Source organism: Mesorhizobium sp. W050, assembly GCF_054719535.1.
Window position 1 is genome coordinate 1,793,178 of sequence record NZ_JBTTIH010000001.1, and the last position, 11,985, is coordinate 1,805,162.

14 protein-coding genes are annotated in these 11,985 nt (G+C 62.1%); 9 read left to right on the forward strand and 5 right to left on the reverse strand.

Features of this window, described 5'->3' with window-relative positions; translation table 11 throughout:
* The first annotated feature begins 101 nt into the window (after positions 1 to 101).
* Both ACYG9Y_RS08535 and ACYG9Y_RS08540 read left to right on the forward strand, forming a co-directional pair.
* Positions 102 to 899, forward strand: a complete 798-nt coding sequence (locus ACYG9Y_RS08535; RefSeq protein WP_023739056.1) for an FAD binding domain-containing protein — start codon at positions 102 to 104, stop codon at positions 897 to 899.
* 288 nt (positions 900 to 1,187) lie between these two features.
* A complete protein-coding gene (locus ACYG9Y_RS08540; RefSeq protein WP_023739055.1) occupies positions 1,188 to 2,210 on the forward strand; it encodes an acyltransferase family protein in 1,023 nt (340 codons plus the stop codon).
* Positions 2,211 to 2,276: 66 nt separating this feature from the next.
* Here ACYG9Y_RS08540 and ACYG9Y_RS08545 read toward each other — a convergent pair whose 3' ends face one another.
* The 5 genes from ACYG9Y_RS08545 to ACYG9Y_RS08565 form a co-directional block, all read right to left on the reverse strand.
* Positions 2,277 to 2,786, reverse strand: coding sequence for a GNAT family N-acetyltransferase (locus ACYG9Y_RS08545; protein ID WP_023739054.1), 510 nt, complete (start codon positions 2,784 to 2,786; stop codon positions 2,277 to 2,279).
* Positions 2,786 to 3,556 carry a copper homeostasis protein CutC gene (locus ACYG9Y_RS08550; RefSeq protein WP_023739053.1) on the reverse strand — a complete coding sequence of 257 codons (771 nt, stop codon included), beginning with the start codon at positions 3,554 to 3,556 and terminating at the stop codon, positions 2,786 to 2,788. The genes ACYG9Y_RS08545 and ACYG9Y_RS08550 overlap by 1 nt, the downstream gene beginning before the upstream one ends.
* A gap of 109 nt (positions 3,557 to 3,665) precedes the next feature.
* Positions 3,666 to 4,100 (reverse strand): cupin domain-containing protein, encoded by a 435-nt coding sequence (locus tag ACYG9Y_RS08555; RefSeq protein WP_023739052.1) that lies wholly within the window; start codon positions 4,098 to 4,100, stop codon positions 3,666 to 3,668.
* Between the two features lie 77 nt (positions 4,101 to 4,177).
* Positions 4,178 to 4,564 carry a hypothetical protein gene (locus ACYG9Y_RS08560; protein WP_023739051.1) on the reverse strand — a complete coding sequence of 129 codons (387 nt, stop codon included), beginning with the start codon at positions 4,562 to 4,564 and terminating at the stop codon, positions 4,178 to 4,180.
* A gap of 64 nt (positions 4,565 to 4,628) precedes the next feature.
* Entirely contained in the window at positions 4,629 to 5,225 is a 597-nt protein-coding gene (locus ACYG9Y_RS08565; RefSeq protein ID WP_023701700.1) for an alpha-ketoglutarate-dependent dioxygenase AlkB, read from the reverse strand.
* A gap of 154 nt (positions 5,226 to 5,379) precedes the next feature.
* Between ACYG9Y_RS08565 and ACYG9Y_RS08570 the strand changes: the two genes are divergently transcribed.
* From ACYG9Y_RS08570 to ACYG9Y_RS08600, 7 genes are all read left to right on the forward strand, one after another.
* Positions 5,380 to 5,607, forward strand: a complete 228-nt coding sequence (locus tag ACYG9Y_RS08570; RefSeq protein ID WP_023691072.1) for a KTSC domain-containing protein — start codon at positions 5,380 to 5,382, stop codon at positions 5,605 to 5,607.
* Positions 5,608 to 5,743: 136 nt separating this feature from the next.
* The gene (locus tag ACYG9Y_RS08575) at positions 5,744 to 6,124 is read left to right on the forward strand and encodes a hypothetical protein (protein ID WP_023697645.1); all 381 of its coding nucleotides are present in this window, start codon (positions 5,744 to 5,746) and stop codon (positions 6,122 to 6,124) included.
* Between the two features lie 422 nt (positions 6,125 to 6,546).
* Positions 6,547 to 7,374 (forward strand): phosphogluconate dehydrogenase C-terminal domain-containing protein, encoded by an 828-nt coding sequence (locus ACYG9Y_RS08580; RefSeq protein WP_023697644.1) that lies wholly within the window; start codon positions 6,547 to 6,549, stop codon positions 7,372 to 7,374.
* Between the two features lie 326 nt (positions 7,375 to 7,700).
* The gene (locus ACYG9Y_RS08585; protein WP_023681704.1) at positions 7,701 to 8,642 is read left to right on the forward strand and encodes a D-ribose ABC transporter substrate-binding protein; all 942 of its coding nucleotides are present in this window, start codon (positions 7,701 to 7,703) and stop codon (positions 8,640 to 8,642) included.
* Positions 8,643 to 8,733: 91 nt separating this feature from the next.
* Complete coding sequence (locus ACYG9Y_RS08590) at positions 8,734 to 9,378, forward strand: DUF2291 family protein (RefSeq protein WP_023739050.1); 645 nt, start codon at positions 8,734 to 8,736, stop codon at positions 9,376 to 9,378.
* Positions 9,375 to 10,922: a sugar ABC transporter ATP-binding protein gene (locus tag ACYG9Y_RS08595; protein ID WP_023739049.1), complete on the forward strand. Its 1,548-nt coding sequence runs from the start codon at positions 9,375 to 9,377 to the stop codon at positions 10,920 to 10,922. The genes ACYG9Y_RS08590 and ACYG9Y_RS08595 overlap by 4 nt, the downstream gene beginning before the upstream one ends.
* Positions 10,919 to 11,983: an ABC transporter permease gene (locus ACYG9Y_RS08600; RefSeq protein WP_023739048.1), complete on the forward strand. Its 1,065-nt coding sequence runs from the start codon at positions 10,919 to 10,921 to the stop codon at positions 11,981 to 11,983. Before ACYG9Y_RS08595 ends, ACYG9Y_RS08600 begins: the two co-directional genes overlap by 4 nt.
* Positions 11,984 to 11,985 lie beyond the last annotated feature (2 nt).

Here is an 11,985-nt window from a genome sequence, read left to right on the forward strand (position 1 = left end):
GAAGTGAGTAGGGAATGGGCATTACCGGAGATGACAGCGTCCCTATTCCCTATTCCCTACTCCCTACTCACTACTGCCTAACCACTTCAAGGGAGGATCCCATGTACGCAGTCAACTACCACCGCGCCGCCTCGGTCGCCGACGCCGCCAAGCTGGTGAAGAGCGGCGACGCCAGGCTTTTGTCAGGCGGCATGACGCTGATCCCGGCGATGAAGACGCGGCTCGCCGCACCGTCCGACCTGATCGACCTGTCGCGGATCAGGGAGCTGCAAGGCGTCAAGGTGTCGGGCAAGACCGTCACCATCGGCGCCGCCACAACCCATTACGACGTCGCCAATGACGAGAAGCTGCGGAAGGCCTGTCCGGCGCTTGCGCACCTTGCGTCGCTGATTGGCGATCCGGCGGTGCGCCACAAGGGCACGATCGGCGGCTCGGTCGCCAACAACGACCCAGCCGCCGATTATCCGGCGGCGCTCTTGGCGCTGGGCGCCACCATCGTCACCAACAAGCGCGAGATTTCAGCCGCGAAATTCTTCACCGGCCTGTTCGAAACGGCGCTGAAAGAAGGCGAGATCATCACCGCGGTGAGTTTTACCGCGCCGGCCAAGGCTGCTTACGAAAAATTCCGCAACCCGGCCTCGCGCTATGCGATCGTCGGCGTGTTCGTGGCAAAGGGCAAGGACGGGGTCAGCGTTGCCGTTACCGGCGCCGGCGATGACGGTGTGTTCCGCTCGAAGGAGATCGAAGCAGCACTGGCGAAGAATTTTGCCGCATCGGCGCTCGACGGCGTGAAAGTGCCGGCGAAGAATTTGATGACCGACCTCCACGCTTCGGCCGAATACCGTGCCAATTTGATCGCCGTGATGGCCAAGCGCGCGGTGGCGGCAGCCAACGCCTGACATCATAAAGCTACTGACAAGGAAAGGGGCCATCGCGGCCCCTTTGTTCGTCTGTGGCGGGCTGTAACTGCCCAGTCCTTGCGGGTTCGCTGCCACGCGCAAATCCGTTGTTTCAGGTAATTCCCGTGCAAGAACAGGCGCATACTTCCCAAGGGACTGCCCAGCCCCATTCTCGCACTTGCACAATCTGATATTGCACTGCAATATGTATAGCTTGGCGGAACACGGGGTGGATTCTGCGCGCGGCGGTGTGAGCTGCGCCAAGATCTTGCGTCGTAGAGGATCGGCATGGCCGACATCTCCGCAGCGTCTGTTGCCCTGCCGCGGGCCACAGCCGACAAAGCAGCCAGAGCAAGACTGGCCTATCTCGATGGCTGGCGCGGGCTTTCGATCGCACTGGTGCTGATCGGCCATTTCTTCCCCGTTCCCGGGATCAATCTCGGCGTGCTCGGCGTCGAGTTCTTCTTCGTGCTCTCAGGCCGGCTGATGGGCGAGATACTGTTCATCGAACGCTTTCCGCTGAAAAAATTCTTCAAGCGCCGCTTTTCGCGCATCTATCCCGCGCTGCTGGTGTTCGTGACATCAGCCATGATCGGGCTCTCCGGCACCTTTATCGGCTTCAAATGGAAGGCGGCGCTGACGGCGCTGACATTCACCTACAACTATGCCGGAATTCTCATCACCCGCGCCGGCGCGCTCGACCACATCTGGTCGCTATGCGTGGAAGAGCATGCCTACATCATCCTGGCGCTGATCAGCGTGGTGGTGACCGGGCGGGGTAATGTCGTTCGGCTGCTGGTGACGCTGTCGCTGCTGGCGATGGCCAATGGCGCCATTTCGTACTGGGCACTCGGCATGGATTACGAGCACAGCTATTGGCGCACCGATGTGCATATCGCCTCGATCCTGCTGTCGGCATCGATCTGCCTGCTCAAGCACGATGACCGGCTGCCGGCATTCCTGAAGAGCCCCTATGTCAGCCTCGTGTCGGCGGCGGCGGCTATATTGCTGTTCCTCGATCCGGTGCCGACGCCGATCCATTACCTACTGGCGGTGCCGTTGCTGGCGCTTGCCGTCAATACGCTGGACACCAGCAGCCGGCACCTGACCGGCCTGCTATCGTCCAGGCCGATGGTGATGATCGGGCTGTGGTCATACTCGCTCTATCTCTGGCAACAGCCCTTCTACAAATTCGTCGCCGAGCAGGGCAGTGCGCCGATCCCGATGCTGGCGGCTGTCTTCGCCTGTGCACTATGCAGCTACTATCTGGTCGAGAAGCCCGCGCGGGCCTGGCTGAACCGGAATTGGTGAGGGCTACGGACTCCTAATCTTATGCCGCCGTGGCGATCTGCTTGCCGATCATCAGCCAGCGACCCATCAGCCGGCGATCTCCTTGAGGTAGTAGCGCACCGCCTTCTTGCCGCCATGGATCACCGCGTCACCGACCTCGGCAAAGCCAAGCGCCGCATGGAAGGCGTCCGAAGCCGGATTGGGCGGTTCGACATTGACCTCGCAGGTGACGATGCTGTGGCCCGCGCGGGCGACTTCCCCGAACAGATCCTCGTAGAGCCGGCGGGCATGGCCGCGGCCGCGCGCTTGCGCCGCGACGACGACGCGGTCGACATAGACGAAGCGTGGATAGCGCTCGCGGAACCAGAGGAAATTCGGGCTGTCGTAGGCCGCATTCTGGTCGAACGTCATGATGAAGGCTTCGAGCGCGCCGATGCGCCTGATGTAAAACGCTTCGCCAAGCAGGAAGGACAGCCGTTCCGGCTCGAGCCATGACAGTTCGGCGGCGTGCTCATTGTTGAGCGCGAGGATGGCGGCTTCGTCCTGAGGCAGGACGCGGCTGATCGGCGATGGCCGCCCAGTCACGGCTTTGCTCATCATGCTCTGGCCGCCGCAATCGTCGCCGCAACCAGCGCCCCATCGGTGACTGTGGTGCGATACTCGCGGTCGAGATCGGTGCCCCCCATGCCGACTTGCGGGTTGCGGTAGGCCATGGCGCTCGGTACGTCCTTGAGCGCGGCGAAATGCATTTCCGTCAGCCCGGTTGATGCCAGCACCCCGGCGATGTTTTCGGGGTCCAGCGCGCCGCAGCCGAGGATGATGATGCGGCCGTCGGCCTGGCGGACGAGATCCGCCAACAGGCCGGCGCCTTCCACCGCGGTGTCCCTCTGGCCGCTGGTCAGCACGCGGCCGACCTTGCAGCGGATCAGCGCTTCCAGCGCCTCGGCCGGGTCGCGCGTCATGTCGAAGGCGCGGTGGCAGGTGACGGCGAGCGGACCGGCGGCATCGACCAGCGCGCCCATGCGGGTTTCATCGATGGTGCCGTCGGCATCGAGGCAACCGACGACGACACCGGCGACGCCGAGGTCACGAAGCGCTGCGACATCGGCGAGCATCGAGCTGTATTCGGCCTCGCTGTAGAGGAAATCGCCGCCGCGCGGCCGCACGATGACATGGAAGGGAATGGTCGCGCTCTCGAGTGCGGCGCGCACCGTGCCGAGGCTGGGCGTGATGCCGCCTTCGACCAGGCTGGCGCAGAGCTCGACCCGGTCGGCGCCGGCGGCCTGCGCGGCCAGCAGTCCATCGATGCCTTCGACGCAGATTTCGATCAGGGGGCGAGCATTTCCTGCCAAGGGGCGATCCTTCATGATTGCATGACGGCCAGCCCTAGCATCGGCTCGGTTGGTGGGGAAGCCGGAACAGCCAGTCGCTGCTTGGGCCAGCCCGGCAACCCTGCCTAGGTCCGTAGCGAGAGATCTATTGTTTCTGCAGCGCCGTGTTCTTGGCGCCTTGTTCGACCTGGTCGATGACCAGCAGCTTGACCGGGGCGTCGCCGATGTTGGTGGCCTGGTGCCACTGGCCGATCATCTCGATGATGAAATCGCCCGTCTTGTAGGTGTTGCTGTTGCCGGTCTCGACATTCGTCACTTTGAGTGTCCCGGCCTCGACATAGGCGTAGCGGGCAAACGGGTGCTTGTGCACCGGCAGAGTGGCGCCGACCGCAATGTCATAGGTTGAAACCAGGACCTGGACATTTTTCTGCGGCAGCACGATCGGCTGACCGGACGCCGTCTGGCTGCGATCCGCAAGCGGTGTGACGACAACCGGCGGGATGGTACTGTCCAGCGCCCGAGCGGGGTTTGCAAATAGCGCTGCCGCGAACAGCAGCATCGATGCCAGGATCTTTCGCATGGTTCCTCCAGGTTTTACCGCCACCGCGCGGCGCGACGCCAAAGTTCTAACTCTCGTCAGTTACTGGAGACACAACGTCATCCGCCGGTGCCGTCGTCCATCATCGTATTCGTGAGCGCTTCATAGATGTTGCTGCATACCTGAGACCGCGGACAGTGTTTTACGATGAATGCCGGCACGACAGTCAGTGCGGCGGCGATCAGGATTTGCAGGAAGAGAGGAGCAGGCTCGAAGCGTTTGCCAAGCAAGGCTCGGCAAGCGAAGTAGAGACTTTGAGCCAGGCACGCCCAGACAAGGACATGCAACAGCGTGCTCGTTGCTCTTGCATAGGGCGTTATGTATCCGTCGGGAAAGCCGACCATGCCAAGGTCGACGAGCCACTGCAGAGCCAGCAGGCAGGACAGGCATGCCCACAGAAAGGGCGCTACGCGGGTAACTAAAATTCTGCTGCGGTCAACGCTCATGTGCAATCGAAGCACAACAGCGCTCGGCCTTCCAGAGCGGCTGCTGCGTGGCTTGGAGTATCGCCTATTTAAGAGTGCGCAGCGTGATGGAGTAGCGGTGACCGGCGACCGGCGGAATGCTGTGCTCCCACTCGTGGCGCGCCGGACCGTCCATGAGATAGAGGGACCTCGGTTCGACCTCGATCGTCTCGCGATCCCATTTGGAGCCGTTTTTGCGGCGCAGCCGAAAGCTGCAGGGCGCCAGCAGCGAGACGCCGGCGACGAGATCGAAATGCGGCTTGTCGCGATGCCAACCTATGCCCGCGCCCGGCGGATACTCGTTGATGAGCACTTGGGCGAATTCCGTGGCCTGCCTGCCGGCAAAATCCGCGACCTTGTCGCGAAGCGGCAGCAGGAATTTCGGGATGGGCGGCGCTTCGACGACCTGGCGCCGGTCGTAGTCATAGCGCCAGCCGAAGCCGGCGACCTGCCGGTTGGCAATATGGCCATGGAAATCGAACGGCTTGAAGGACAGTTCATTGAGGTGACGGACCAGTTCCGCCTCTTCGTCCGTTGTGATCAGGCCCGGCCGGTAGGAAAATCCTTCCGGCAGCGTGTCGGCCGCGCCGAAGAGATCGCCCTGGCTGGCATACGCTGTTGTGCTGGATTTCGTCTGTGCCATCTGACGGAGAGATAGGAAGCCTCGCCGCCTGGGCAAGATTTTCGGCGTTGTGATGCGCCTCCCTGACGGAACCTCCGCATCGTTGCGGCATTACGCATTTTCGAAGCAGGATCTGGGGCGAAGCAAGATTTTGGGACGAAGCAGGATTTTCGACATGCCGTCCACTGCCATCCGCAACACCCATTACGACCCGTCGACGAAAATCCTCTCGGTCTGGTTCGTTCCAAGCGGAGCCCGCTACGACTATGAAGAGGTCGAGCCTGAGACCTATGCGGCGTTCCGGGCCGCCTTCTCGAAAGGGCAATTTTTCAACGAGTTCGTGCGCGACCGCTACCGGTTTCACTTGGTTGAAGAAGGGCGTCCGCGAGCAACCGGGTTCTGAAGGTGCGGTGATCCGTATAAGGTCGCGAACCCCAATTGCTTTTCAAATTGACTTGTTTCAACCTGCTTTGTGGGGACGGACAATGCCGTGGTCGAGATGGCCGTAACATTGGGGGAGGCAGCTTTTGAAATGCATATTGATTATACTCGGCGTGGTAGGTGTCCTGTCTTCCGCTGCGTCTGCAAAAGATAATCGACAACACATCGACCCTGCCTATCAAAAAAACATCAACTATCTGGCCGGGCTGTCCGACGCCCAGTTGAAATTGGTCGTAACATGGTCAGCTAACGTCATCGCCGTTACGACGCGATGCCCGGCGCTGCAGCTGACTCCAGACGGAAAATCCAAAATAACGGCGATATACATCTTGTACGATGTGCAAGATAAACACCTGATACCCAATCCCCCCGAATTCAAGAGAGCCATCAGGTTTTATGAAGGCGCTTACCGCACGGCGGCGCAACGCACGGACAGCTGTCGGGCGGAGAAAGCCAAGGACCCGGGAAGCTACCGGTAAATAGTTGTCGGCATGATCGACTAGAAGTGATTTGGCTCGCCGGAACCCCGGCGAAGCGCGAATTCTCTATAGCCCCTTCGCCAAATCGCCGTGAGAACTCACGGCCCGAAAACGCGACCGGACCGCGCGGACGCGCTTCGCCTTGCTGGTGACGCCCCCACCGTCACTTCGCAACCGAGCCCCCGAGAAAATGGACCTGGAGGCTTCTAGCGCGGGCATCGATTGTCTGGAAAGGCAACGGCGCTCTGGCTTGGTTGAATTATCGGCCGCCACCGCGGAAATCGTGCGGACGGAAGCCAAACGGCGACTGCATAGCCGCTCATCAAAGCCCTGTTCAACTCCTCAATTCGTGGTAAGGTGATTATACCAGTTAATAACATGACGATCGGCGCGGCCGTCGTTCAAAGCGGGAGTAGGGATAGATGACGACGATTGCGCTGTTCGGTGCCGGCGGCAAAATGGGTTACCGCCTGTCGACCAATTTTCGCGGATCGCCCTACACGGTACGCCATGTCGAGGTCAGCGAGGCCGGCCGCGATCGGCTGAAGACCGGACTGGGCTTCGACGCGGTCAGTGCCGATGCGGCGCTGGACGGGGCGGATATCGTCATCCTGGCCGTTCCCGACACGCATATCGGCAAGGTGGCGGCTGATATCGAGAGCAAGCTCGCGCCTGGCACGATGGTGATAGTGCTCGACGCGGCCGCACCCTTCGCCGGCCATCTGCCCAACCGGCCGGACCTGACCTATTTCGTCACCCATCCCTGTCATCCGCCGATCTTCAACGACGAGACCGACATGGCGGCCAAGAAGGATTATTTTGGCGGCGTCAAGGCCAAGCAGCATATGGTCAGCGCGCTGATGCAGGGGCCGGAAGCGGACTACGCCAAGGGCGAGGCGGTCGCGAAAATCATCTGGGCGCCGGTCATGCGCTCGCACCGTGTCACCGTCGAACAGATGGCGCTGCTGGAGCCCGGTCTATCGGAGACGGTGTGCGCGTCACTGCTTGTCGTCATGAAGGAAGCCGTCGACGAGGTCGTCGCGCGAGGCGTCGACCAACAGGCGGCGCTCGATTTCCTGCTCGGCCACATGAACGTGCTCGGCGCCGTGATTTTCGGCGAGACCAAGGGCGTATTCTCGGATGCCTGCAACAAGGCGATCGAATTCGGCAAGCCGGTGCTGATGCGCGACGACTGGAAGCGGGTGTTCGAGCCGGAAGAGATCGCCGCGAGCATTCGGCGCATTACCTGAGACAGGCCGAGTCGGGGGGCTTGCCGGAGCGCCTCGATGGCTCGACACACCCGCCATGACGCCCAGATGTTTTTGCTCGGTGGGCACACGTCACCTCAATTCATGATTGACTCATCATACCAGTTGGCTTAGCTGTTGATGGCTTGAGCAAGGGTCCGCGGGAAGTACGAAGCCTGGGCGAGTGGAGGGACGGCGGGGGAGCAGCGATCGTTTGGGAAGCCGGCAACGGCATTTCAGCCCGAACCGATCGGCGGCCCGCGCTGCGCGACGAATTCGAATGCAGAGGCCTTGATTGATCAAGGCAATTTTTCAAACGGGAGGACATCATGAAACTCACACGCAGAATGACACTTGCGGCGTTCGCCGGCATGCTGGCGCTTGGCACGGCGGTACCCGCCTATGCGGCCGACCTCATTGCCATCATCACGCCCTCGCACGACAATCCGTTCTTCAAGGCGGAAGCCGTCGGCGCCGAAGCCAAGGCCAAGGAACTCGGCTACGAAGCGCTTGTGCTCGTCCATGACGACGATGCCAACAAGCAGTCCGAATTGATCGACACCGCGATCGGTCGCGGCGCCAAGGCGATCATCCTCGACAATGCCGGCGCCGACGCCACTGTCGCTGCCGTGCAGAAGGCCAAGGACGCGGGCGTGCCGTCGTTCCTGATCGATCGCGAGATCAACGCCACCGGCGTCGCCGTGGCTCAGATCGTCTCCAACAACTACCAGGGCGCCCAGCTCGGCGCGCAGGAGTTCGTCAAGCTGATGGGCGAGAAGGGCAATTTCGTCGAGCTGGTCGGCAAGGAATCCGACACCAATGCCGGCATTCGCTCGAAGGGCTATCATGACGTCATCGACGATTATCCGGATCTGAAGATGGTCGCCCAGCAATCGGCCAACTGGAGCCAGACGGAAGCCTATTCCAAGATGGAATCGATCCTGCAGGCCAACCCGGATATCAAGGGCGTCATCTCCGGCAACGACACCATGGCGATGGGCGCGTATGCGGCGCTGGTTGCGGCGAACCGCAAGGACGTCATCGTCGTCGGCTTCGACGGATCGAACGACGTGCGCGACTCCATCACCGCGGGCGGCATCAAGGCAACCGTCCTGCAGCCGGCCTATGCGCAGGCGCAGATGGCGGTCGAGCAGGCCAACGACTTCATCAAGAACAAGAAGTCGCCGGCCAAGGAAAAGCAGCTGATGGACTGCGTTCTGGTCAATGGCGACAATGCTGCCAAGCTGGAAACGTTTGCGCTGACCAACTGAGCCGGCGTGACATGAACAGCGAGGGGCTACCCAAGGGTCGTCCCTCGTCGCCCCTTTCCGTGGGTATTGATCACATGCTCAACAAGCCATCATGCTGAACAACAAGCCGATCTGGCCGATCCTTGCCGTGATACTCGGCATCAGCTTGACCGCCTGCAAGATCCTCCCGACCCCTTCGGGGGACAGCGGCAATGCCGCCGTCTTCAATCCGGACAAGATGGTCGAGGAGATCTGGGCCGCGAAGGTCGTGCCTTACCTCCAGCAGAAGGCCGGGCCGTTTGCCGAGGTCCACGCTCTGGCGAAAACCGATCCTGCTTCCGCTGGCGCCAAATATGGCAATCCGAACAAGCAGGCGAATTCGCCATGGACCTTCGCGGTTCGCGCCGAGGGCAAGATCATCGCAGCCAACACGGCGTCACGCGCGGCAACGATGGATATCGATGTCGACGGCGACGGCAAGGCCGATGCGCGTGTGCAAATCGGACCGGCGATGCGGGGAACCGCGCTGCGCGACAGTCTCGATTTCATCCAGTTCAACGATTTTACCAACCAGATCGACTTCGCCCAGTTCGGCAAGGCGTTCAACGCCTATGCCGTCAAGGCCGTGCTTGCCAAACTGCCGCGTGACGCGCTGGAAGGCCGGACCGCCAAGGTTCTCGGCGCCTATACGCTCGAGAGCGGCCAGGACCTGCCGCTGGTGACGCCGGCGGAGGCAGAGATCGGGCCGAAGCCATGAGTGCCGCCGCCGCTCACGATGTCATCCTGAAGCTGGAAGACGTCTCGAAGGTCTATTCCGGCACCGTCGCGGTCAAGCGCGCGAATTTCGAGGTACGCAAGGGGGCGGTCAATGTGCTGGTCGGCGAAAACGGCGCCGGCAAATCGACGCTGATGAAGATTATCGCCGGCGTCGAACAGCCGACGCTCGGCCGGATCCTCCTGGAAAGGGAGGAGGTCTCCTTCTCGTCCTCGGGCGACGCGGTGAACCGCGGCATCGGCATGGTGTTCCAGGAGCTGAACCTGTTTGGCAATATGACCGTCGCCGAGAACATCTTCGCCACGCGCGAGATCACCAACCGGTTCCGCAAGATCGACCGCAAGGAACAGGAGCGTCGCGCGGCGCAATTTCTCGAACGGCTGCAGGCCGGGATAAGGCCGGACATGCTGGTCGAGGATCTGCGCATCGGCCAGCAGCAGCTGGTCGAGATCGCCAAGGCGGTCTCGCTCGATGCACGCATCCTGATCATGGACGAGCCGACCTCGGCGCTGAGTGCGGCGGAAGTCGAGATCCTGTTCAAGGTGATCGCCGACCTCAAGGCGCGCGGCGTGGCCATCGTCTATATCTCGCACCGGCTGGAAGAGCTGATCCGCATCGGCGACTACATCACCGTGCTGCGCGATGGACACATCACCGGCCAGGAAGAGATGAAAAACGTCGACACGCGGTGGATCGTGCGGCAGATGATCGGCTCCGACGCCAAGGATTTCGCCAAGGCCGACGGCCATTTTCCCGGCGAAGAGATATTCCGCGCCGAGGACATCTGCCTGCCGCGCGCCACCGGCGGGCTGGCGGTCGATCACGTCTCGCTGTCGCTGCGCGCCGGCGAGATCCTCGGCATATACGGCCTGATGGGCGCCGGGCGGAGCGAGCTGTTCGACTGCATCATGGGCCGCCATGGCCAGGCTACCGGCGCAATCTTCATCGCCGGCAAAAAGGTCAAGGAGCGCGACACGACGCGGCGTATCCGGCGCGGGCTGGCGCTGATCCCCGAAGACCGCCAGCGCGAAGGGCTGGTGTCGATCCTCTCCGTCGCCAGCAATCTGACGCTGGCCAGCCTGTCGCGCTTTGTCCGCCTGTTCCACATCAGTGGCGGCCAGGAGAAGCAGGCGGTGACGCAGATGGTGCGGGAACTGGCGATCAAAGTCGCCGACCCGGCGCAGGAGGTCTCATCGCTGTCAGGCGGCAACCAGCAAAAGGTGGTGATCGGCAAGGCGCTGCTCACCGGGCCTAAGGTGCTGCTGATGGACGAGCCCAGCCGCGGTATCGATGTCGGCGCCAAGGCCGACGTCTTCCGCACCATGCGCAAACTGTCGCGCGACGGGCTGGGCATTCTGTTCGCCACCTCGGATCTCGATGAGGTGATGGCGCTGTCCGACCGCATCGCGGTGATGAGCAATGGAAAACTGACGGGCATGTTCGATCGCGCCGAGGCGACGGAGGCAGCCCTTGTCGCCGCCTCGGCACTTGGCCACGGACCGGCCCCGCACACGGAGAACCCATGACTGACATCCCGGCCAAGGCGGCTGTCTCCTCCGTTTCGAGCGGCTCGCTGCTGCTGACGCTGATGAAGGCGAGGACCTTCATCGCGCTGATCGCCGTCTTGATCTTCTTCTCGATCGCGGCGCCGAATTTCCTGTCGACAGCCAATCTGATCCTGATGTCGAAACATGTGGCGCTGAACGCCTTCCTCGCCATGGGCATGACCTTCGTCATCATCACCGGCGGCATCGATCTCTCAGTCGGCTCGATCGTCGGCCTGTGCGGCATGGTCGCCGGCTACCTCGTGCTGAACGGCATCGACCTGCAATTCGGCTACACCGTCTATTTCAACGTCGTCGAGATCGCGCTGATCACGCTGGCGGTCGGCATATTGATCGGCGCCGTCAACGGATTGCTGATCACCAGGTTGAATGTAGCGCCGTTCATCGCCACGCTCGGCGTGCTCTATGTCGCGCGCGGCCTGGCGTTGCTGTCGTCGGACGGCCGCACCTTCCCCAACCTCGTCGGCAAGCCGGAGCTTGGCACCACCGGGTTTGGTTTCCTCGGCGCCGGGCGGCTGCTCGGCCTGCCGGTGGCGATCTGGACACTGATCGTCGTTGCGCTGGCGGCGGCCTACCTCGCCAAATACACCCCGCTCGGCCGCCACATCTTCGCCGTCGGCGGCAATGAACGGGCGTCGCGAATTTCGGGCGTTCGTGTCAACATGGTGAAAATATTCGTCTACATGTTCTCCGGCTTCTGCGCGGCGATCGTCGGCCTGATCATCTCGTCCGAACTGATGGCCTCGCACCCGGCAACAGGCGAAAGTTTCGAGCTCAACGCCATTGCGGCGGCGGTGCTCGGCGGCACCTCGATGTCGGGTGGGCGCGGCACGATCGGCGGCACCATTGTCGGCGCCTTCGTCATCGGCATTCTTTCGGACGGGTTGGTGATGATGGGCGTGAGTTCCTTCTGGCAGATGGTGATCAAGGGCCTTGTCATCATCGTCGCCGTCGTCGTCGACCAGGCGCAGCGCCGGCTGCAGAGCCGGGTGACGTTGATGCAGATGGCAAAGGCAGGCTGAGC